Below are 20,265 nucleotides of genomic sequence, written 5' to 3' on the forward strand. Positions count from 1 at the left end.
CTATACACACGGCGTATACACCGTGTGTAGAGTGCGGTGCATGTCCATCGGTCACACCCTCCTGGGGCTCCTTGAGTCCGGCCCGCGCCACGGCTACGACCTCAAGCGGGCCTTCGACGAGAAGTTCGGTCACGACCGGCCGCTGCACTACGGCCAGGTCTACTCCACGATGTCCCGGCTGCTGAAGCACGGCCTCGTGGAGGTCGACGGGATCGAGGCGGGCGGCGGGCCCGAGCGCAAGCGGTACGCCATCACCGACGCCGGCGTCACCGACGTCGAGCGCTGGCTCGCCACCCCCGAGAAGCCGGAGGAGTACCTCCAGTCGACCCTGTACACCAAGGTCGTCCTCGCCCTCCTCACCCACCGCGACGCCTCCACCGTCCTCGACGCCCAGCGCGCCGAGCACCTGCGCAGCATGCGGATCCTGACCGACCGCAAGCGCAAGGGCGACCTCGCCGACCAGCTGATCTGCGACCACGCCCTGTTCCACCTGGAGGCCGACCTGCGCTGGCTGGAACTGACCGCGGCGCGCCTCGACAAGCTCCGTGCGGCGGTGGCCCGATGACTCCTCCCCCGGGCTCCCTGCTCGCCGCCGAGAACCTGCGCAAGTCCTACGGCCCCACGGTCGCCCTCGACGGCGCCGCCTTCTCCATCCACCCCGGCGAGGTCGTCGCCGTGATGGGCCCCTCCGGGTCCGGCAAGTCGACGCTGCTGCACTGCCTCGCCGGGATCGTGCCGCCCGACTCCGGCTCCGTCACCTACGACGGCCGCGAACTGGCCGGCCTGAGCGACGCCGCGCGCAGCGCGCTGCGCCGCAGCGAGTTCGGCTTCGTCTTCCAGTTCGGCCAGCTCGTGCCCGAGCTGACCTGCGTGGAGAACGTGGCGCTCCCGCTGCGCCTGAACGGCCGCTCCCGCAAGGCGGCCGAGCGAGCCGCGCTCACCTGGATGGAACGCCTGGAGGTGGACGACCTGCGCGACAAGCGGCCCGGCGAGGTCTCCGGCGGCCAGGGCCAGCGGGTGGCGGTGGCGCGGGCGCTGGTGACCGGGCCGCGGGTGCTGTTCGCCGACGAGCCCACCGGCGCGCTCGACTCCCTCAACGGCGAACGGGTGATGGAACTGCTGACCGACGCCGCCCGCTCGACCAACGCGGCCGTCGTGCTGGTCACGCACGAGGCCCGGGTGGCCGCGTGGTCGGACCGGGAGATCGTCGTGCGCGACGGCAGGTCCCGGGACATGGAGCGGGCGATATGAACGTGCGGCGGTGGGGCCGGGACCTGGGCATGGGCGTCCGGTTCGCCTTCACCGGCGGGCGCGAGGGCTGGGTCCGGACGCTGCTGACGGCCGTCGGCGTCGGCCTGGGCGTGTCCCTGCTGCTGCTCACGACGGCGCTGCCCAGCATCCTGGCCGCCCGGCACCGGGTGGAGGAAGCCCGTCATGACTACTCGGCCGCCTACACGGTCGCCGAGGCCGAGAACACCGTGCTGGTCGCGGTCACCGACACCGAGTGGCACGGCAGGAGCGTCCGCGGCCGGCTGCTGGAGCCGGAGGGCGCGAAGGCGCCGCTGCCCCCCGGCGTCGGCCGCCTCCCGGCGAAGGGCGAGATGGTCGTCTCCCCCGCGCTGAAGAGGCTGCTCGCCTCGGACGGGGGGGAGCTGCTGCGCGAGCGGATCCCGTACCGGGTCACCGGGACCATCGGCGAGAGCGGGCTGATCGGCTCGCGCGAACTCGCCTACTACGCGGGCGCCGAGGGCCTCAAGCCGCACTCGGGCGGCACCCGGGTGGACCGGATCAGCGCGTTCGGCGACCCCGATCCGGTCCCGGAGGAGACCGACCCGGTGCTCATGATGATGACGCTGGTCGTCTTCGTGGTGCTGCTGATGCCGGTCGCCGTGTTCATCGCCGCGGCCGTGCGGTTCGGCGGCGAGCGCCGCGACCGCCGGCTGGCCGCGCTGCGGCTGGTGGGCGCCGACAGCCGCACGACCCGCCGGATCGCGGCCGGCGAGGCGCTGGCCGGATCGCTGCTCGGGCTGGCCGTCGGTACGGGGTTCTTCCTGATGGGACGCCAGGCTGCGGGAGACGTCGAGGTGCTGGGGGAAAGCTTCTTCCCGGCCTATCTGGATCCCTCACCGGCGCTGGTCGCGCTGGTCGCGGTGGCGGTTCCGGCGTCCGCCGTGCTGGTGACGCTGCTCGCGATGCGCGGGGTGGCGGTCGAGCCGCTCGGCGTGGTGCGCACGGCCGGGCAGGCCCGGCGGCGCCTGTGGTGGCGCCTGCTGCCGCCCCTCGTGGGCCTGGCGATGCTGTACCCGATGCTCGGGAACGGCCGCACCCACGGCGACTTCAACGCGTTCCTGGTCGTCGGCGGGGTGCTGCTGCTGCTCGTCGGCGTGACCGCGCTGCTCCCGTGGCTCGTGGAAGCGGTCGTCGGCCGGCTCGGCGGAGGCTCGGTCTCCTGGCAACTGGCCGTGCGGCGCCTGCAGATGAGCAGCGGGACGGCGGCCCGCACGGTCAACGGCATCGCGGTGGCCGTGGCCGGGGCGATCGCGCTGCAGATGCTGTTCGCGGGCGTGCAGGGCCAGTACACCCGGGAGACCGGGAAGGACCCCGCCCGGGCCCGCATGGAGGTCATGCTTTCCGACCGGGGCCGGCCGGCCGCCGCACGCGCCGCCTTCGCCCGGACCGAGGGCGTGCGGACGGCGGTGACGCTGTCCAGCGGACAGGTCGCCGGCGAGCGCCGGGACCCCGAGCACCTGGCCGGCGTCACCGTCGGCGACTGCGCCGCGCTCCGGGAGGTCGCCGACCTGCCCTCCTGCCGCGACGGCGACGTGTTCGCCGTGCACGACCCGCACGGCGACGCCGGGTACCAGGACGAGCTCCGGCCCCTGATGCGGCCGGGCACGCGGCTGTGGATCGACCCCACGACGGGCGACCTGCGCGGCCGGGAGGTCGCCTGGACGCTGCCGGCCACGGTGGCGCGGGTCACCGTGCGCCGGGACGCGCTGCAGAGCGACCCCAGCGGCCTGCTCGCCACCCCGGCCGCCCTGCCCGCCGGGGCCGCCCCCACGCTGCGCGGCCGGGCGTACCTGCGCCTGGACGAGTCGGTGCCGGACGCCGAGGAGTACGTGCGCACCACCGCCGCCCGGGTGGACCCGCTCGCCTACACCTGGACCTGGGCGGCCACCGAGCGGTCCGGCCGGTACGCCTCCCTGCGCACCGGCCTGTTCATCGGCGCGGTCTGCGTGCTGGCGCTGATCGGGGCGAGCCTGCTGGTGTCCCAGCTGGAGCAGTTGCGCGAGCGGCGCAGGCTGCTGTCCTCGCTGGTCGCCTTCGGCACCCGGCGCCGCACACTGGGCCTGTCGGTGCTGTGGCAGACGGCGGTGCCGATCGCCCTCGGCCTGCTGCTGGCCGCGGCGGTGGGCCTGGCCCTCGGCACGGTGCTGCTGCGGATGACGGACACGCCGGTGGCCGTCGACTGGGCGAGCGTGCTGGCGATGACCGGGGCCGGCGCCGCGGTGGTCCTCACGGTCACGCTGCTGAGCCTGCCTCCTCTGCTGCGGCTGATGCGGCCGGAAGGGCTGCACACCGAGTAGGCCGCGGGGAAGCCGCCGAGGGGCCGGGAGGGCCGGTGCGCGCGCGGGCGGACGCCGTCGCGCCGCCCTCCCCGCCGCCCTCTCCGCCGCCCTCTCCGTCGCGCTGCCCGGCGCCTTCGAGCACGCGCACCGGCAGCGTGCGCAGCGCCTGGCGCAAGGCCGCGGCCAGTTCCTCGTACTCGGCGGCCCGGGCGGCGCCGGCCCGCATGGCGAAGGCGACCCGGCGGCTCGGGGCGGGCTCGGCGAAGTAGCCGGTCAGCAACTGGCTGCTGCGGGCGGTCTCCAGCTTCAGCGCGGTGCGCGGGAGCAGGGTGCAGCCGAGGCCGCCGGCCACCAGCTGGACCAGCGTCGACAGGCCGGCGGCGGTGGTGGTGACCGGCGCGTCCTCGCGGCCCGCCTCCCGACAGATGTCCAGCGCCTGGTCGCGCAGGCAGTGGCCCTCGTCCAGCAGGAGCAGGTTCAGTTCCCTGAGGGCCTCCCGCGGGATGCCCTCGCGGCCGCCGAGCCGATGGTCGAGCGGGGTGACGAGCACGAAGTCCTCGTCGAACAGGGGCAGTTCGACGACGCCGGGCACACCGAGCGGGACGGCGAGCAGCAGCAGGTCGAGCCGTCCGGAGGTCAGGCCGTCGATCAGGCTTGCGGTCTGCTCCTCGTGCACCTGCAGGTCGAGGTGCGGGTACCGCTCGTGCACCAGCCGCAGCACGGCGGGCAGCAGGTACGGCGCGACCGTCGGGATGACCCCGAGCCGCAGCGCCCCGGTGAACGGCGCCCGGACCGCCTCGGCCTCCTCCAGCAGCGCCCCCACCGCGTCCAGCACCGCCTTGGCCCGCACGGCCAGCCGCTCGCCCGCGGGCGAGAGCAGCACCTTGCGCGTCGTACGCTCGAGGAGGGTCACCCCGAGGTTCTCCTCCAGGGCCGAGACCGCGCCGGACAGGGCGGGCTGGCTCATGCCTATGGCCGCCGCCGCGTCCCGGAAGTGCAGGTGCTCCGCCACGGCGGCGAAGGCCCGCAGCTGCGCCAGACTGGGCTGCCTCCGCTTGCCGTTACCCATCGTCACTGATAGCTACCTCCGATCAACACGACCGAGTGTAGCTATTTCCCGAATCAATGCACCCTGTGCCAACATCGACAACGTCCAACCCAAGGGAAACGCCCCATCAGGGACGTTTCTTCGCTGCAAGGAGAGCGTGTGCTCACTGTCGGTGACAAGTTCCCCGAGTTCGATCTGACCGCCTGCGTCTCGCTGGAGAAGGGCAAGGAGTTCGAGCAGATCAACCACAAGTCCTACGAGGGCAAGTGGCTCGTGGTCTTCGCCTGGCCCAAGGACTTCACCTTCGTGTGCCCGACCGAGATCGCCGCGTTCGGGAAGCTGAACGACGAGTTCGCCGACCGCGACGCCCAGATCCTCGGCTTCTCCGGTGACTCCGAGTTCGTCCACCACGCCTGGCGCAAGGACCACCCGGACCTGACCGACCTGCCGTTCCCGATGATGGCGGACCCCAAGCACGAGCTGATGCGCGACCTCGGCATCGAGGGCGAGGACGGCTACGCGCAGCGCGCGGTCTTCATCGTCGACCCGAACCACGAGATCCAGTTCACGATGGTCACCGCCGGTTCCGTGGGCCGCAACCCCAAGGAGGTCCTGCGGGTCCTGGACGCCCTGCAGACCGACGAGCTGTGCCCGTGCAACTGGACCAAGGGCGAGCAGACCCTCGACCCGGTCGCGCTGCTGGCTGGTGAGTGACCCGTGTCGCTCGACTCCCTGAAGTCCCGCGTACCGGACTACGCCAAGGACCTGAAGCTCAACCTCGGCTCGGTCATCGGCAATTCGGAGCTGTCGGCGCAGCAGCTGTGGGGCACGGTGCTGGCGACCGCCATCGCCTCCCGCTCCCCGATCGTGCTGCGTGAGCTGGAGCCGGAGGCGAAGGCGAACCTGTCGCCCGAGGCGTACCAGGCCGCCAAGGCGGCCGCCGCCGTGATGGCGATGAACAACGTCTTCTACCGCACCCGGCACCTGCTGTCCGACCACGAGTACGGCAGCCTGCGCGCGGGCCTGCGGATGAACGTCATCGGCAACCCGGGCGTCGACAAGGTCGACTTCGAGCTGTGGTCCTTCGCGGTCTCCGCGATCAACGGCTGCGGCATGTGCCTGGACTCGCACGAGCAGGTGCTGCGCAAGGCCGGCGTGGAGCGCGAGACCATCCAGGAGGCGTTCAAGATCGCCTCTGTGGTGCAGGCGGTCGGCGTCACCCTGGACGCCGAGGCCGTGCTGGCCGAGTAGTCCGCCGTCCGGGGACCCCGCTCACTTCTGGTGGGCGGGGTTCTCGGCGTTCACCGGGACGTCGTCGAGAGCCGCGCCCCCGGTTCCTCCCTCGGGGACGGCCTCGTCCGCGGCCTCCGGACGGTCCGGGAGCCGGCCGTCGCCCGCCGGCTGCTGCTCCTGCGCGTACCGCCGGAGGTAGCCCACCACCGTGTTGGTCACCGCCACCAGCGGCACGGCCACCACCGCGCCGCCGATCCCGGCCACCATGCCGCCGGCCGCCACGGTCAGGACGACGGCCAGCGGGTGGACACGGACCGCGCGGCCGAGGATGAACGGCTGCAGGACGTGCCCCTCGATCTGCTGGACCGCCAGGACGACCACGAGCGTCATGACCGCCGTGAAGACGCCCTGGGTGACCAGTGCCACGATCACCGCGAGCGCGCCGGAGGCGACCGCGCCCACCAGGGGGATGAACGAGAACAGGAAGATGAAGACGGCGAGCGGGACGGCCATCGGCACGTCCAGGAAGTAGATGCCGATGCCGATGAAGACGGCGTCGATGAGGGCGACCAGGACCGTGCCGCGGACGTAGGCGGTCAGGGTGCGCCAGGCCCGCGGGCCGGCGCCGGCCACGCCCGGACGTGCGGCGGCGGGCACCAGCCGCAGGAACCACTCCCAGATGCGCCTGCCGTCGTAGAGCAGGAACAGCGTCGAGAAGAACACCAGCAGGATGCCGGTGAGGGCCTCCACGATGACCTGGACGCCCTCCAGGCCCGCGGAGGTGATCTGGTCGGTGTTGGCACCGATCGCCTCGCGGAGGCTCTTCGCGATCTGGTTGATCTGCTTGTCGGTGACGTGGAACGGGCTCTTCAGCAGCCAGTTGCGCAGGTCGTCGATGCCGTTCTGGATCTGGCTGGAGAGCGTGTCGATGTTCTCCATGACCTGCCAGGTCACGAACCAGCCCATCAGGCCGATGACCACGAAGCCGCTGATGGCGGTGAGCGCGGTGGCCGGGCCGTGCGGCACCCCGCGGCGGGTGAGACGGGCGACCGTCGGCTGGAGCAGCGCGGTGACCAGCAGGGCGATGACGAAGGCCAGGACGACCAGCTGGACGGCGCTGATGACCCGCATCAGCACCCACACGGTGCCGGCCAGCACCAGCAGCCGCCAGCCGGCCTCGGCGGCGACCCGCACCCCCCAGGGCACGGCCTCGGCCGGGTCGGGGCGGGGACCGGGGGGCGCCGCGGGACGGCGCGCGGACGGCACCGAGCCGGCGGCGGGCACGCCGTCCGGCTCCGGCACCGCGGGCTCGGTGTCGTCCTGCTCGGCCTCGGCCCGGCGCTCGTTCAGGCGCTCGCTCATCTGGGTGAGGCCGGCTCCCAGCCGGCCGAGCCACCCTGGCACTCGCGACATGATCCGTCCTCTTCCCCCGCGTCCCCGGGTGCTCGCCACCACTCCCCCCTGGAGTCGTTCGCATACGACCGTACAGGGCGAAAGCCCCTCACCCGGGGAGGGGGAGGGGCTGCGCGGGGCCGACGGCCTAGTACCAGTGGTTGGCCTGCCAGAACGACCAGGCCTGGCAGGGACTGCCGTAGCGCTCGTTCATGTAGTTGAGGCCCCACTTGATCTGGGTCGCCGGGTTGGTCCGCCAGTCGGCGCCGGCGGAGGCGTACTTGCCGGCGGGCAGGGCCTGGAAGAGACCGTAGGCGCCGGAGGAGGCGTTGACCGCCTGGTAGTTCCAGCTGGACTCGTGGTCCACGATGTTGCTGAAGCACTGGAACTGGCCGCCGGCCACCATCTGACGCGCCATCGCCTGGATCTGCGCGACCGTGTAGCTGCTCTGGGTGGGGAAGCTGGAGGTGTCGCGGACGTCGTCACGGCTGGCCGCCGCCTTCGCCTCGACGTGCTCCTTGGCGGCTTCCTCGGCCGCCTTCGCCGCCTTGGCCGCCTTCTCGGCGGCTTGCTTCTTCGCGATCGCGGTCTCGGCCGCGGCCTTGCGGGCCGCCGCCTCGGCGTCCTTCTTGGCGCTCGCGTCCGCGGCGATGGCCTGGGCGTCGGCCTGCTGCGTCAGGGACGCGGTCTGGACCTGCGCCTGCTGACCCGCGGGTATCTCCGCGAGGAGCGTGGTGTCGGCTGCCGTCGCCTCGGCGTCGTTGGTCTGCGCGGTGCTGCCCGAGGCAACGCCGACGACGCTTCCGACAGCGGTGACCGCGGTGGCCGAGGCCACTGCGAATCCCCGGACCGAAATCCGGCTCACACGGTTTCCTTCCAGCATCGCCCGCTTCGGTGACCCTGGCGGACGCAATCGTGCCCCTGACACTGGCCTCCCAACTGCGGGGTCACGGGAGGCACGGGCCCGGTGGGCAACTCCCTCACGGGGAGCGCCGCGTGGTGCTCGGGCGGCATACGACGGACGCTATGGAATTGGTGGTGTTCCGGTGCTGTCGTACCGCTGGGGGTACAGCTGTGTCGTATGCGGGGCCTGACAGGAGTGAGACTCTGCCGTAACCGGACGCCGCGTGGCAATTCTGTGGTGAGTGTGAAAGCTCACATCCCGTTTGGCCCTGGGGATTTCAGGAAAACGGCCACACACGAAGGCACCGCCCGGCTAGGCTCTTGTGCCTTTGCCGGACGGCGCCAACTGCGCGTCCTCCAGGGTCGGAGGTGACCCAGGGTCAGATGTGGCCTTCCTCCAGCATCTCGGTCACGAGGGCCGCGATCTGGGACCTCTCGGACCGCGTGAGCGTGACATGGGCGAAGAGGGGGTGGCCCTTGAGCTTCTCCACGACGGCGACCACGCCGTCGTAGCGGCCGACGCGCAGATTGTCCCGCTGCGCCACGTCATGGGTGAGCACCACCCGGGAGTTGGCCCCGATCCGGGACAGAACGGTCAGCAGGACGTTCCGCTCCAGCGACTGCGCCTCGTCCACGATCACGAAGGCGTCGTGCAGCGAGCGCCCGCGGATGTGGGTGAGCGGGAGCACCTCCAGCATCCCGCGCGCGGTGACCTCCTCGATGACCTCGCGGCTGGTGACCGCGGACAGGGTGTCGAAGACTGCCTGCGCCCACGGGCTCATCTTCTCCGCCTCGGTGCCCGGCAGATAGCCCAGCTCCTGCCCGCCGACCGCGTACAGCGGACGGAAGACCATCACCTTCTGGTGCTGACGGCGCTCCAGCACCGCCTCCAGTCCCGCGCACAGCGCCAGCGCCGACTTGCCGGTGCCGGCCCGGCCGCCCATCGAGACGATGCCGACGTCCGGGTCGAGCAGCAGGTCGAGCGCGATCCGCTGCTCGGCGCTGCGTCCCTTGACGCCGAACGCCTCCCGGTCGCCGCGCACCAGGCGGACGTCACCGTCGGCGGTGACCCGGCCGAGCGCCTTGCCGCGCTCGGACTGGATGGTCAGGCCGGTGTGCACGGGCAGTTCGGCGGCCTCCGGGACGTGCAGGCGCCCCTCCTCGAAGAGGACGTCCACCTGTTCGGCCGGAAGGGTGAGTTCGGCCATGCCGGTCCAGCCGGAGTTCTCCGTGATGGCCAGTTCGGCCCGGTACTCCTCGGCGAGGAGCCCGACGGAGGACGCCTTGATCCTCAGCGGCAGGTCCTTCGACACGACGGTGACGTCGAACCCCTCGGCCTGCAGGTTGCGGGCCACCGCGAGGATGCGGGAGTCGTTGTCCCCCAGGCGGTAGCCGGTGGGCAGCACGCCGGGGTCCGAGTGGTTGAGCTCGACACGCACCGTTCCGCCGAGTTCCCCGGTCGGGATGGGGGCGTCGAGGCGACCGTACTTCACCCGGTAGTCGTCCAGCAGGCGCAGCGCCTGGCGGGCGAAGTAGCCGAGTTCGGGATGGTGCCGCTTGGCCTCCAGCTCCGTGACCACCACGATGGGGAGCACGACCTCGTGCTCGTCGAAGCGGGTCAGGGCGTTCGGGTCGGACAGCAGGACGCTGGTGTCGAGGACATAGGTGCGCCGGTCTGGCTTGTGGCGCTTTGTGCTGGTCACCACGGAAGGACGTACCCCCTCGGAAGAGGTCGGGGAGCGACGGAGTGGAAGCCGGGCCGGGAGGGCGGGACGTCCCTGCCCGGCAGGGCGGGGAGATCCGGGCCGGTCGTCGGCCGCCCTGCACGGGCCGAGAACCGGCCCTCCGCCTCGTCGTCCGTGCGGCGGCCGCACGATCGGGCTGGTGCAAAGGGCCTCCCGGGCGGACGGCCCTGCCGCCCGCTGAGATCCGACACCCGTGGTTCGGGTGTCGACCTGTCTGCCTTATGCCCTCGAACGCGCGCCGCCATGCAATTGCGGCCAACGGCGCGCCGGTGAACCTCTCGTTACGTTCCCCCGGATCGGGGTATACGACGACGCCCCGTCACCGGCGGCGACGGGGCGATACGGCTGGTCAGCCGCCGTAGCGGCGGTGACGTGCGGCGTAGTCGCGCAGGGCGCGCAGGAAGTCCACCTTCCGGAAGGCCGGCCAGAAGACCTCGCAGAAGTAGTACTCGGAGTGCGCCGTCTGCCAGAGCATGAATCCGGACAGCCGCTGTTCGCCGCTGGTGCGGATCACCAGGTCCGGATCGGGCTGGTCGCCGGTGTACAGGTGGCGGCCGATCAGGTCGACGGTGACGGACTCGGCGAGCTCCTCCATCGACATGCCCTTGTCGCGGGCGTCGTGCACCATGGAGCGGACGGCGTCGGCGATCTCCTGGCGGCCGCCGTATCCGATGGCCACGTTGACGAGTATCCCGTCGATGTGGGCGGTGGCCTCCTCGGCCTCCTTCAGGGTGCGCTGCATGCCGGCCGGCAGCAGGTCCATCGTGCCGACGTGGTGGACGCGCCAGCGGCCGTCGGCGGCGAGGGTGCGGACGACGTCCTCGATGATGCCGAGGAGCGGGACGAGCTCCTCCTGCGGCCGGTCGAAGTTGTCCGTGGACAGCAGCCACAGGGTGACGACCTCGACGTCGGTCTCGGTGCACCAGCCGAGGAACTCCTCGATCTTCTCGGCTCCGGCCCGGTGGCCGTGCACGGTGCTGGAGCCGCTCGCCTTCGCCCAGCGGCGGTTGCCGTCCATGATCACGCCGATGTGCTTGGGCACCTGAGCGTGGTCCAGGTGGCCTTCCACCCGGCGTGCGTAGAGCCTGACGAGCAGGCCGCGCAGCTTGTCGCGCAGGTTCACGTGACCCTCCGGGGGTTGGGCGCGGGGTAGTGGATGCCGGAGCCGTTGAGCCTACCGCTGCCGCGGACTTGGTCCCGGTCCGGGGTTCGGGTGCGGGCCCGTGCGCTCCGCCGCCGCGGACCGCGGTTCCCGTCCCTGCGGTGGGACGCCGGGACCCGGCCGGGGGGTTCCGGGACGGGGACAGAAAAACGGGCCGGTCCGTGGGGGGGAGACGGACCGGCCCGAGGGGGGGTTTCCACCATAACCCTTTGTAAGGGCGGGTGGGTGCTTCGGCGCGCCACAACTACTCTCCGGAATCGATCGACAACGGCGCGGTGGTCGCGGAATGCTGGATTCAGCGGTGTCTCCTGGCTGATTCACAACGGAATCCCAGGCGAATCCGGCGCGATGCGATGGAATTCACAAGAATTGCGCCATCTCGGGGCGCGTCGGCGAGTCGCCCCGGCGTCCCCCCGACGGGCGACGCGACCAGCGAACGGTGATTTGACGATTCCGCTCTGCGTCCGAATGAAGATCACGCGGTTTCACGGGGCCGCGCAGTCCCCTCCACTGCGCGGCCCCGCCCGCACAGCTTTGCTGGCGCGAATTACCTTGGTCTGAACTTAAGTGACGGGTGAGACGGAGGGGAACCGACCTCGATAACGATGTGGAAACCTTGGGAGAACTCCAGGTGAACGACGATCCGCTTTCACCCGGATTGCCGCTTCCGCCGGACCTCCGACCCGCGCTCCGGCTTGTGCACCGGCTTGTGCACCGGCTCGTCGCGGGTCGACGGGATGCCGAACAGAGGCCGGGCGCTGTGCGCGGCGAACGGCCCCTCCGCCGGATCGGGGCCGTCGCACGTCACAGCGTCACGCGGCGGTTTCCGCGGTTTCCGGGGCCTGTCCGAGGGCGAGGAGCACGTGCTCGTCCTCCCCGTGCCGGACCGTGCCGACCCGCTCGAAGCCGTGCCGCTCCAGCAGCCGGACGGAGGCGGTGTTGCCGGCGAAGGGGTCGGCGAACAGCGGGCGGACGCGATCCAGCTCCAGGAACAGGCCGAGCGCCCGGGTGCCCACCCCGCGGCCCCAGAACGGCCGCCCGAGCCAGTAGCCGACGAAGCGCCGCCCGCCCTGGGTCCACGACACGACGCTCCCGGCGACCTCCCCGCCCACGGCGACCGTCCGCACCAGGCAGTCCGGATCGCCCAGCACCCGCTCCCGCCAGTGCCGGAAGAACGCCTCCCGCGGCCGGGGCGCGAACCTCGAACGCCGGACGGCCTCCGGGTCGTGCTCGAAGGCGAAAAGGCTCTCCAGGTCGTCGTCCGTGACATCCCGCAGGCGCACGGCGCCGTGTTCGTCGGTCATGCGGTGCAGTGTGACAGCCACCACTGACAACGCCCCCGCTCCGCTCACCCCACCAGCGGCCGGACCTCCTCGGCGGCGAAGCGCACGAAGCCCTCCGGGTCCGGCTCGTCCGCGGTCGGCTGCAGCACGACGGTGTCCGCGCCCGCCTCCGCCAGCCCCCGCACGGCCTCGGCCACGGCCGCCGCGTCCCCGGCGATCCCCACGTCCGCCGACTCCCACCCCTCGGCGGCGCGTTCGGCGCGCAGCCGGGCCCCGGCGTCCGGCCCCGTGGCGGCGAGCAGGTGGACGACGATCCGGTGGTGTCCGCCGCGCCCGGCCGCCCGCCGCCCCTCCTCGGCCAGCTCCCGGGCCCGCCGCACGCCGTCCGCCGGGGTGGCGGCGGTCAGCAGCGTGCCGTCGGCCTTCTCCCCGGACAGCCGGAGCGTACGGGGTCCGGTGGCGCCGGCGAGCACGTCGACCGGGTTTGGCGGCGGCCAGTCGAGGGCGACGCCGTCGAGCCGTACGTACCGCCCGTCCACCGTGAGCCGCTCCCCGCGCAGCAGGGCGCGCAGGGCGTCGAGATGCTCGCCGAGCAGAGCGAGCGGCGAGGCGACCCGGGCGCCCACCTGTTCCATCCAGTCCTGCACCCCGTGGCCCACCGTCAGCACGGCCCGGCCGGGGAACATGCGCTCCAGCGAAGCGGCCTCCATGGCGGTGACGGCCACGTTCCTGAGCGGCACCGGCAGCAGGCCGACGCCGACCCGCAGCCGCCGCGTCCACGCGAGCGCGGCGGCGGCCGTGGACACCCCGCCCTCCAGGAAGCAGTCCTCCCACAGCCACAGCTCCTCCAGCCCCGCGTCGTCCGCGGCGCGGGCGACGGCCCGCAGCCGCTCGGGCGGAAGCTGGGGACGGAACACGACGCCGAGTGAAGTCATGGACCCCTTCCTAGCGGGGAGAACGGGGAAGGACAACGCATGTGCGCGGGCGGGGCGTCGCGGCCCTGCCGCCGCACCAGGAGACCAGGGGGGACCATGGGCCGGGAACGACGCGGACGGTGGCGTGACGGACGGGGACGGCTCCTCGTGCGGGGGGAGTCCGGGGAGGTGCTCGGCGCCCCCGTCCCCCTGGAGATCTCGACGTCCTACCGGGCGCGGACCAGGGGACTGCTCGGCCGGGACGCGCTCGACGGGGCGATGCTGCTGTCGCCGGCGAGCGGGGTGCACACGTTCGGGATGCGCATCCCGATCGACGTCGCCTACCTGGACCGCCGCCTGACCGTCCTCGCCGTCCGCACCATGCCCCCCGGCCGCCTGGGACGGCCCCGGCTGCGGGCACGGCACGTCCTGGAGGCGGAGGCGGGGGCGATGGCGGGGTGGGGGCTGCGGGTGGGGGCGCGGGTGGAGGTGGACGTGCCGCCGGCGCCCTGAGGCCGGGCCGGAGGGGGTCCTTCGTGGCGTCCTCGGTGGGACGGCACGGCAGCCGGGCATGCGAGCCGCCAGCCGGCTTCTTCGTCATCGTGCCGGGCGGCGGGACGGGGCGCCGACCGGGATCCGAGGGGCCGGCGGCCTGGAGATCGAGGCGGACGGCGCCCCTCGGATCCGGTTCGGGTACGAGGTGGGGTACGAGGTGGGGTGACCGGTTCGGCGGCTCACCCCTGGGTGCGCGGGAAGGACACCTCCACCCGGCGGTTCTTCTTCCGGCCGGCCTCGGTGGAGTTGTCGGCGATGGGGTACTGCTCGCCGTAGCCGCGGACGTCGAAGGTGACCGACGGGTCGTTCAGGTCCTGGTCGAGGACCGCCTGCACGGCGTTGGCGCGCTGCTTGGAGAGGGTGTCGCCGTGGGCGGAGGAGCCGAGGTCGTCGGTGAAGCCGAACACGCGGACGCGGGTCGCGTGCTGCTTGTCGATCTCCTCCGCGATGGCGGCGATGCGGGCCTTCGCCTCCGTGCCGAGCCTCGCGCTGTCCTTGCCGAACAGCACCTCCGCCTGCAGGGCGACGGTCACGTCCGCGTTGGTGTCCTCCCGCCGCTCGTCGCCGCTCTGGTCCTCCACGACCGACTTGACGTCCAGCACCTTCGCCTCGGCCAGCGTGGCCCCCTCCGGGAGCTTCAGATCCGGGTCGGTGGGGTCGACCTTCACCGGGGCGGTGGCGGTGGGTTCGGTACCGGGGGGTTCGCTGGGACCGGTGTCGTCGGCGACCGCCGTCGCGCCGGGCAGACCCACGACCAGCGCGAGCGCGACGCCGGCGAGGGCAAGACGGGGAGTGGTGATCACGACGCCCTCACCCGGAGATCTCGACGCCGGCACTGGAGAATGTGGGCAACTGGAGGGTCACCTCGCTGGTGCCGGCCGGCGGGGAGGGGAACTGGATGAAGACCGGCAGCGACTGCCCAGCCTGCAGCGTGCCGAGGCCCGTGGTGGTGAGGGGGCGTCCTTCTGTGTCGCGGAGCACGTAGTAGCGTTTCTTCCCTTTCGGGTCGATCAGTGTGGCGCCGCCCAGGGAGGGCCCGTGCTTGAGGATCTCCGTTTCGTCGCCACTGGTCTGCGCCGGAACGACGACGGACTTGGCCCCGTCGTTCTTCAGGGTGCCGTTCACTGTGATGAAACCGCCCGAGTCCCGCTGCATGGAAGTGATCTGAAGCAGTAACCCCCCAGTCCCCTTCAGCTCAGCCATCACGGCTGCGGACTGGCCTTCTTGCGTACTCGGATCCGACCCACCGCCCTTGGTCGCCGACGTCGACGCACGGGGTTTGCTGTCCTTGTCTTCGCCCCCACCACAGCCGGCGGCGCTGACCGCGAAGCCGACCACGAGGGTCAGTGCGACCATCCCCTGGCGGGTCCTCGCAGTGAACCTAACGCTCATTGCTCCGCTTCCTTCTCGTCGTCGTTCGCTTGTCAGTCGGCCAGGTGGACGTCGAAGAGATCCTCGGGCTTGGGCAGCCCCGCTGCGTCTTCCGGGTCCAGCTTCCACGGTTTGCCGTCGCAGGTGAGTTCGGGCAGCGTCTCGCTCCCGGAGTCCTCGCCCAGGGGTGGAAACGTACAGAGGGGTTGAATCTCGGCGACTGCAGAGGCTGTCGAGTGAATGTCTTCCGTCGCAGGCACGACGGAGTCACCGACGGACTTATTGGTCGTCACTTCTGTTTTGTACCTGAGCGGTGGAAGCGGGACGCAGCCGTCCAGGCGTGCGTCGTTCTGCGCGGCAAGCTGTCCAGCTCGCCAGCACGGATCATCTATGGGGGCCTTCCCGCCCAGAATGTCCCCCCATTTCGCGGGGTCCCGCAGCTCGTCCAGCCACAAGCCCGTCAGCTGGTCCCGCGCTTCCTGCGCTGCCGCCAACGCTGCCGCGTCGGCGGCGGTTTGTGCGCCACTCCGGTTCACCGAAGCCTGACCGACTGCCAAGTAGGCGAGGGCAAGAAAGAGCAGGCCTGCCACCACCGTGATGTAGATGGGGAAGGCCTGCCCCGCATCAGCAGGTGCACGCAGACGCCTCAGGTGATCTCGTTGATCTTTTCCTGGATCTTGTTCAGAATTGTCTGACCGATATTGGTACCCGTGATGGCGAGCACGATCGCCACCACCACGGCGATGATCCCGAGGTACTCGACGGCGGTCTGCCCCCGGTCGTCGGTGCGACGCTGCATCGCCACCATCAACTTCAGCATCCGGTCGCTCATGGTGCTCCCCTCCGGGTTGCCCTTGGTTAGCGCGAACGTAAGGCCCGGACGACCGCGCAGCAGAGGGTCCCTGGGCCCAAGTTCGGGCCCAGGGCGGGGTGGGGAGGTTGCGGGGGGTCATGTCAGGACACCCCCAGCCATTTGGCCGTGGCCTGGGATCGGGTGGTGGTGTGGAGCTTGGCGAAGATGCGGTTGATGTGGTTCTTGACCGTCTTCTCGGTGATGAAGCACGCGGCGGCGATCTGCTGGTTGGTCATGCCGGACGCGATGAGGTCCATGATCTCCGCCTCCCTCGTGCTCAGCCGGTACCGCGATCGGGAAGACTGTCCCACACGGCGTTGCACTTGCGAAAGAGGGTTGAGGGAGAAAGTATCGACGGTGTACGGCGTTTGGCGTAAGGAGTGTGCAGGTGCATCGCCTTTCAGTGAGGCCAGTAACGCCTTGGCCGCCCCCGGCGTGACATGCGGCCGCCCCTCCCGTACGTCGCGCACCGCCCGCGTCAACTGCTCCGCCGTGAACTCGCCGTGCACCAGATATCCCCCCGCCCCCAGCCGCAGCGCCTCCCGCACGGTCTCCGTCTCGTGGCTGTAGGTGAGCATCATGACGGGCGCCAGCCGCACCAGGTGGGGCAACGCCGAGATTCCGTCGACTCCGGGCATGCGGACGTCGAGGAGGATCACGTCCGGCCGGTGCCGCAGCGCCGCCTCGTACGCCTCGCGGCCGTCCGCCGCCTCCGCCACCACCGTGGTGTCCGGGCGGCCCGAGAGCAGGGCCGTCAGCCCCGCCCGGACCACGGGGTTGTCGTCGGCGACCAGCAGCCGCAACGGCGGCGGGGCCGGGGCGGGGGCCGGGAAGTCCGGCCGGGGGTCACTGTGCGGGGACCGCATGGTGCCTCCTCTCAGGGTTCCTGGGGCGGTGGGCCGGGCGGCGGCAGGGGCAGGTCGAGGCGTACCTCCGTGCCCCGCTCGTGGGCGCCGCGGCCGACGCGGATGCGGGCGCCCGCCTGTGCCGCTCGTTCGACCATGCCGAGCAGACCGAAGTGGCCGCTGTCGCGGAGCCGTTCCAGCGTGGTGCCGGGCGGCAGGCCGGTGCCGTCGTCGTGGACGGTGAGGCGCAGCACACCGTCGTGGACCCGGGCGCGTACGTCCACATGAGTCGCGCGGGCGTGGCGGTGGGCGTTCTCCAGCGCCTCCGTGACGATGGCGAGCACATGCCGGGCCAGCGGCGCGGGCAGGGACGGGAGGGCGGCGCCGTCCTGCGGCCGGGGGCAGGTCACGGGGAGGCCCGTGCGGGCGGTGAAGTCGCGTGCGCGGTCGGCGAGTTCCCGCCAGACGGAGGGCTGGTGCGCCGGCTGCGGGTGGTCCCGGCGCAGGTCGGTCAGCAGTTCCCGGGACTCCGCCGCCGCCCTGCGCGCCGAGCGGGACACCAGTTCCGCCTGTTCCCGGATGCGGGCGGGGTCGGGCGCCGCGGCCGACGCCGTGGCCGCGAGGCCGTCCGCGGCGAGGGCGACGCCGTACAGGGTCTTGGCCACGGAGTCGTGCATCTCGCGGGCCAGCCGGGCGCGTTCCGCGCTCACCGCCTCCGCCGCCGCGAGGCGGGCCTGCACCGCCGTCAGGGCCTGGGTGGCCGCGCCGAAGCGGAGCATCAGGTTGCGCAGGGTCGAGCCCATGGCGCCGGCGACGACGCACAGGCCGGGCAGGAGCAGGGCCTCGGCGACGGGCGCGTGCCGGCCGGCCTTCAGGGTGGCGTGGACCAGCAGCAGGATCAGGGACTGCAGGGAGGCGAAGCAGGCCGCGCCGCGCCAGCCGTAGACGAGGCCGGCCAGGAGCGGGGTGCACACGCTGACGTAGGCGAGGGTGGTGTCGGGGCCCGCCGAGACGAGGAGGAACGAGCCGAAGAGGGTGTCGGCGGCCAGGAGGCTGGGGTGGCGCAGGAGGAGGGGGCCGAAGCGTTCCCAGTCGCGGAAGAGGACGTAGGACACCATGAAGGTGACGACCACGGCCGCGCCGACCAGGCGGACGCCCAGGCCGGGGGCGGCGTTGAGGAGGGCGGCGGGGGCCGATACGAGGATCATCGCGAGGCGGAAGCCGAAGACCTGCCGGCACAGCGCCTGCAGGGCCCGGACCTGGAGCTTCTCGGACGGCTCGGCCGCGAGCACCCCCGCCGGGTCCGGTGCGGGCTCACCCTCGCCCCCGGCCGCCCGCGACCCGCCGCCCTCGGACCCGGCCCCGGCCCCGGCCGCTGTGCCTTCCGCCGCCCCGGCCCCGGCCCCGCGCCAGGCCGGTGTCCCGCGTCCGGCCTCCCCCGGTCGGCGTGCGAGCCTGGCGGCCGCCGTCCTCAGGCGCGCGCCGGTGGCCGTCGCCCCGGCGCGCCTGCCGCGTCCCGTCAGTCCCGTCACCGTCACGGCCGTCCTCACTCCCCGGTGAGCGAGCCGAAGTCCACCCCGGAGCCCAGCAGCAGGCCGGCGCCCAGCAGGAGCATCGTCGCCGGGACCATGAAGGTCGTGATCATCAGCGTGGCCTTGGGCACCGCCCGCGCGGCCTTGCGGCGGGCGTTCTGGGCGTCGGTGCGCCGCATGTCCTTGGCCAGGGAGACGAGGGTGTCCACGATGGGGGCGCCGAGTTCCTCGCCCTGCTGGAGGGCCGTCACGAACATCGCCACCTGCTCGGAGTCGTTCCTCCGCCGCAGTTCCGCGAAGGCCTCGCGGCGGCTCACGCCGAGGTCCATCTGACGCAGGGTGATGCGCAGTTCGTCGGCCCAGGGGCCCTCGTAGCGGGAGGCCACCCGGTCCAGGGCCTGGCGGAAGCCGAGCCCGGCGCTGACCACGACCGCGAGCACGTCCAGGAAGTCCGGCAGCGTGCGTTCGATGACGTCCTTGCGGACCCGGATCGCCGACCAGATGCCGACCTCCGTCCAGAAGGCGCCGAAGAGCAGCAGCAGGAGGGCCACGAACCACTGGCCGCGCAGCAGGAACACCAGGCAGCCCACGCCGCCCAGGGCGCCGTACACCGCGCGGCGGGCCGCGTAGCGGTCGATCGTCAGGCCGCCGGGGTTGCCCGCGAGGTCGATCCTGCGGCGGTATCTGGCGACCAGGCGGGGGCCCATCAGGCGCAGCACGGCGGGGGCGTAGCGCATGCCCATGCGGTCGACGACCGAGCCGACCGCGCCGGTGCGGGTGGCGCCGACCTCCAGGGCGACGGCGAGGTCGGCGGGGAGCCTGGCTTCCGCGCGGTAGATGCGCAGGCCGGTGAAGGCGCCCCAGACGCCGAGGCCCGTCAGCAGGGCGAGCAGCAGTGCCACGGTGTCCCCTTCCTCACACGTCGATGCGGCTCATACGGCGGATGAGCACGAATCCGACGGCGTACAGGGCGAACGCGACGAGCACGCAGGCCTGGCCGACCGGTGAGCCGGTCATGCGGTCCAGGGCGCCGTCCTTGACGCCGTTCATCAGGAACAGCGCGCCGATGCCGAGGACGGGGACGGCGTACGACGTCATGGTCACCTGGGAGAGCTGGGTGCGGATCTCGCGGCGGGTCTCCTTGCGTTCCTCCAGGGTCTCGGTGAGGTTGCGCAGCGCGGAGACCACCTGGCCGCCCGCCCGGTTGGAGAGCACCAGTGTCGTGACGAGGACGACGAGTTCGCGGGAGGGCAGGCGGTCGGCGAGTTCGCCGAGGGCGTCCTCCAGGGAGTGTCCGACGGCCAGCTGGTCGGCGACCTTGGCCAGTTCCTCGCCCGCCGGGGCCTCCAGCTCCTCCGCGGCCATGCCGATCGCGGTGCGCAGGGCGAGTCCGGCCTGGGTGGCGTTGGCGAGGATGCGGGCCAGCTCGGGGAGTTGGTTGATGAAGCGTTCGATGCGTTTCTGGCGCTGCCAGTTCAGGAACTGCACCGCTCCCCCGACGCCGAGCAGGCCGGCGAGGGGGCCGAAGAAGGGGGCCAGCGCGGCCTGTCCGATCAGCCAGAGCGCGGCGACCGCGGCGAGCAGGTAGACGAAGAACTCGCCCGGGGTGACGTCCAGGCCGGTCGCGGCGAGACGCAGTTCCAGCCGGCGTCCGAGGCGGGTGCCGCGCAGCCGGCGGTCCAGGTCGCGGAAGCGGCGCCGGCGGCCGGCGGCCGGGGGCGACCCGGTGTGCGCGAGGCGGTCCACGAGGGCGGCGCGCCGGGCCCGGCCCGAGGCGTAGCTGTGGACGCCGGCCACCGCCAGGACGCAGGTCAGCAGGGACACGCCGGTGGTGAGCTGGACGAGGGTGTGCAGTTCCAT

21 protein-coding genes are annotated in these 20,265 nt (G+C 72.3%); 6 read left to right on the forward strand and 15 right to left on the reverse strand.

Translation table 11 applies throughout. The features are described from left to right. Positions 1-40: 40 nt before the first annotated feature. Genes ABZ261_RS26970 through ABZ261_RS26980 form a run of 3 tightly spaced genes read left to right on the forward strand, consistent with a single transcriptional unit; the run spans position 41 to position 3,587 of the window. Positions 41-565 (forward strand): PadR family transcriptional regulator, encoded by a 525-nt coding sequence (locus ABZ261_RS26970; RefSeq protein ID WP_356863517.1) that lies wholly within the window; start codon positions 41-43, stop codon positions 563-565. Further along, positions 562-1,251, forward strand: coding sequence for an ABC transporter ATP-binding protein (locus ABZ261_RS26975; RefSeq protein WP_356863519.1), 690 nt, complete (start codon positions 562-564; stop codon positions 1,249-1,251). Before ABZ261_RS26970 ends, ABZ261_RS26975 begins: the two co-directional genes overlap by 4 nt. After that, a complete protein-coding gene (locus tag ABZ261_RS26980) occupies positions 1,248-3,587 on the forward strand; it encodes an FtsX-like permease family protein (RefSeq protein WP_356863521.1) in 2,340 nt (779 codons plus the stop codon). Before ABZ261_RS26975 ends, ABZ261_RS26980 begins: the two co-directional genes overlap by 4 nt. Here ABZ261_RS26980 and ABZ261_RS26985 read toward each other — a convergent pair. Further along, a complete protein-coding gene (locus ABZ261_RS26985; RefSeq protein ID WP_356863581.1) occupies positions 3,523-4,638 on the reverse strand; it encodes a LysR substrate-binding domain-containing protein in 1,116 nt (371 codons plus the stop codon). The two genes, ABZ261_RS26980 and ABZ261_RS26985, sit on opposite strands and share 65 nt — an antisense overlap. Positions 4,639-4,776: 138 nt before the next feature. Between ABZ261_RS26985 and ABZ261_RS26990 the strand changes: the two genes are divergently transcribed. Together ABZ261_RS26990 and ABZ261_RS26995 are read left to right on the forward strand one after the other, a co-directional pair. Next, on the forward strand, positions 4,777-5,331 hold the full coding sequence (locus ABZ261_RS26990) for a peroxiredoxin (RefSeq protein ID WP_356863523.1): 555 nt from the start codon (positions 4,777-4,779) through the stop codon (positions 5,329-5,331). A 3-nt stretch (positions 5,332-5,334) separates the two neighbouring features. After that, the gene (locus ABZ261_RS26995; protein ID WP_356863525.1) at positions 5,335-5,868 is read left to right on the forward strand and encodes an alkyl hydroperoxide reductase; all 534 of its coding nucleotides are present in this window, start codon (positions 5,335-5,337) and stop codon (positions 5,866-5,868) included. A 21-nt stretch (positions 5,869-5,889) separates the two neighbouring features. Here ABZ261_RS26995 and ABZ261_RS27000 read toward each other — a convergent pair whose 3' ends face one another. The 6 genes from ABZ261_RS27000 to ABZ261_RS27025 all read right to left on the reverse strand — a co-directional run bounded on the left by ABZ261_RS27000 (position 5,890) and on the right by ABZ261_RS27025 (position 13,270). Continuing rightward, a complete protein-coding gene (locus ABZ261_RS27000; RefSeq protein WP_356863527.1) occupies positions 5,890-7,263 on the reverse strand; it encodes an AI-2E family transporter in 1,374 nt (457 codons plus the stop codon). Between the two features lie 127 nt (positions 7,264-7,390). Continuing rightward, on the reverse strand, positions 7,391-8,107 hold the full coding sequence (locus ABZ261_RS27005) for a transglycosylase SLT domain-containing protein (protein WP_356863529.1): 717 nt from the start codon (positions 8,105-8,107) through the stop codon (positions 7,391-7,393). Between the two features lie 418 nt (positions 8,108-8,525). Further along, a complete protein-coding gene (locus ABZ261_RS27010; RefSeq protein WP_356863531.1) occupies positions 8,526-9,851 on the reverse strand; it encodes a PhoH family protein in 1,326 nt (441 codons plus the stop codon). A gap of 388 nt (positions 9,852-10,239) precedes the next feature. Next, the gene (locus ABZ261_RS27015) at positions 10,240-11,013 is read right to left on the reverse strand and encodes an isoprenyl transferase (RefSeq protein WP_356863533.1); all 774 of its coding nucleotides are present in this window, start codon (positions 11,011-11,013) and stop codon (positions 10,240-10,242) included. Between the two features lie 851 nt (positions 11,014-11,864). After that, positions 11,865-12,356 carry a GNAT family protein gene (locus tag ABZ261_RS27020; RefSeq protein WP_356863535.1) on the reverse strand — a complete coding sequence of 164 codons (492 nt, stop codon included), beginning with the start codon at positions 12,354-12,356 and terminating at the stop codon, positions 11,865-11,867. 44 nt (positions 12,357-12,400) lie between these two features. Beyond that, positions 12,401-13,270, reverse strand: coding sequence for an LLM class flavin-dependent oxidoreductase (locus ABZ261_RS27025; protein WP_356863536.1), 870 nt, complete (start codon positions 13,268-13,270; stop codon positions 12,401-12,403). A gap of 96 nt (positions 13,271-13,366) precedes the next feature. Here ABZ261_RS27025 and ABZ261_RS27030 point away from each other — a divergent pair, with 96 nt between their 5' ends. Further along, a complete protein-coding gene (locus ABZ261_RS27030) occupies positions 13,367-13,762 on the forward strand; it encodes a DUF192 domain-containing protein (protein WP_356863538.1) in 396 nt (131 codons plus the stop codon). A 221-nt stretch (positions 13,763-13,983) separates the two neighbouring features. Here the strand turns inward: ABZ261_RS27030 and ABZ261_RS27035 are convergent, their stop codons facing one another. The 8 genes from ABZ261_RS27035 to ABZ261_RS27070 form a co-directional block, all read right to left on the reverse strand. Next, positions 13,984-14,607, reverse strand: a complete 624-nt coding sequence (locus ABZ261_RS27035) for an OmpA family protein (RefSeq protein WP_356863540.1) — start codon at positions 14,605-14,607, stop codon at positions 13,984-13,986. A 7-nt stretch (positions 14,608-14,614) separates the two neighbouring features. Beyond that, the gene (locus ABZ261_RS27040; protein WP_356863542.1) at positions 14,615-15,196 is read right to left on the reverse strand and encodes a hypothetical protein; all 582 of its coding nucleotides are present in this window, start codon (positions 15,194-15,196) and stop codon (positions 14,615-14,617) included. Positions 15,197-15,228: 32 nt separating this feature from the next. Continuing rightward, the gene (locus tag ABZ261_RS27045; RefSeq protein WP_356863544.1) at positions 15,229-15,765 is read right to left on the reverse strand and encodes a pilus assembly protein TadG-related protein; all 537 of its coding nucleotides are present in this window, start codon (positions 15,763-15,765) and stop codon (positions 15,229-15,231) included. A 56-nt stretch (positions 15,766-15,821) separates the two neighbouring features. Beyond that, positions 15,822-16,007, reverse strand: a complete 186-nt coding sequence (locus ABZ261_RS27050; protein WP_356863546.1) for a hypothetical protein — start codon at positions 16,005-16,007, stop codon at positions 15,822-15,824. Between the two features lie 122 nt (positions 16,008-16,129). Continuing rightward, positions 16,130-16,894: a response regulator transcription factor gene (locus ABZ261_RS27055; RefSeq protein ID WP_356863548.1), complete on the reverse strand. Its 765-nt coding sequence runs from the start codon at positions 16,892-16,894 to the stop codon at positions 16,130-16,132. Between the two features lie 11 nt (positions 16,895-16,905). Next, positions 16,906-18,165 carry a histidine kinase gene (locus ABZ261_RS27060; protein ID WP_356863550.1) on the reverse strand — a complete coding sequence of 420 codons (1,260 nt, stop codon included), beginning with the start codon at positions 18,163-18,165 and terminating at the stop codon, positions 16,906-16,908. A 254-nt stretch (positions 18,166-18,419) separates the two neighbouring features. After that, positions 18,420-19,307 (reverse strand): DUF5936 domain-containing protein, encoded by an 888-nt coding sequence (locus ABZ261_RS27065; protein WP_356863552.1) that lies wholly within the window; start codon positions 19,305-19,307, stop codon positions 18,420-18,422. Positions 19,308-19,320: 13 nt separating this feature from the next. After that, entirely contained in the window at positions 19,321-20,265 is a 945-nt protein-coding gene (locus ABZ261_RS27070; RefSeq protein ID WP_356863554.1) for a type II secretion system F family protein, read from the reverse strand.

It is taken from the genome of Streptomyces sp. NPDC006193, from assembly GCF_040613915.1.
In the GTDB taxonomy this organism is placed as follows: Bacteria; Actinomycetota; Actinomycetes; order Streptomycetales; family Streptomycetaceae; genus Streptomyces.

Bases quoted from the DNA above. Each gene is read 5' to 3' on its own strand.
- ABZ261_RS26970 (WP_356863517.1), top strand. From the start codon at position 41: ATGTCCATCGGTCACACCCTCCTGGGGCTCCTTGAGTCCGGCCCGCGC.
- ABZ261_RS26975 (WP_356863519.1), top strand. From the start codon at position 562: ATGACTCCTCCCCCGGGCTCCCTGCTCGCCGCCGAGAACCTGCGCAAG.
- ABZ261_RS26980 (WP_356863521.1), top strand. From the start codon at position 1,248: ATGAACGTGCGGCGGTGGGGCCGGGACCTGGGCATGGGCGTCCGGTTC.
- ABZ261_RS26985 (WP_356863581.1), bottom strand. From the start codon at position 4,638: ATGGGTAACGGCAAGCGGAGGCAGCCCAGTCTGGCGCAGCTGCGGGCC.
- ABZ261_RS27000 (WP_356863527.1), bottom strand. From the start codon at position 7,263: ATGTCGCGAGTGCCAGGGTGGCTCGGCCGGCTGGGAGCCGGCCTCACC.
- ABZ261_RS27020 (WP_356863535.1), bottom strand. From the start codon at position 12,356: ATGACCGACGAACACGGCGCCGTGCGCCTGCGGGATGTCACGGACGAC.
- ABZ261_RS27025 (WP_356863536.1), bottom strand. From the start codon at position 13,270: ATGACTTCACTCGGCGTCGTGTTCCGTCCCCAGCTTCCGCCCGAGCGG.
- ABZ261_RS27030 (WP_356863538.1), top strand. From the start codon at position 13,367: ATGGGCCGGGAACGACGCGGACGGTGGCGTGACGGACGGGGACGGCTC.
- ABZ261_RS27040 (WP_356863542.1), bottom strand. From the start codon at position 15,196: ATGAGCGTTAGGTTCACTGCGAGGACCCGCCAGGGGATGGTCGCACTG.
- ABZ261_RS27050 (WP_356863546.1), bottom strand. From the start codon at position 16,007: ATGAGCGACCGGATGCTGAAGTTGATGGTGGCGATGCAGCGTCGCACC.
- ABZ261_RS27055 (WP_356863548.1), bottom strand. From the start codon at position 16,894: ATGCGGTCCCCGCACAGTGACCCCCGGCCGGACTTCCCGGCCCCCGCC.
- ABZ261_RS27070 (WP_356863554.1), bottom strand. From the start codon at position 20,265: ATGGAACTGCACACCCTCGTCCAGCTCACCACCGGCGTGTCCCTGCTG.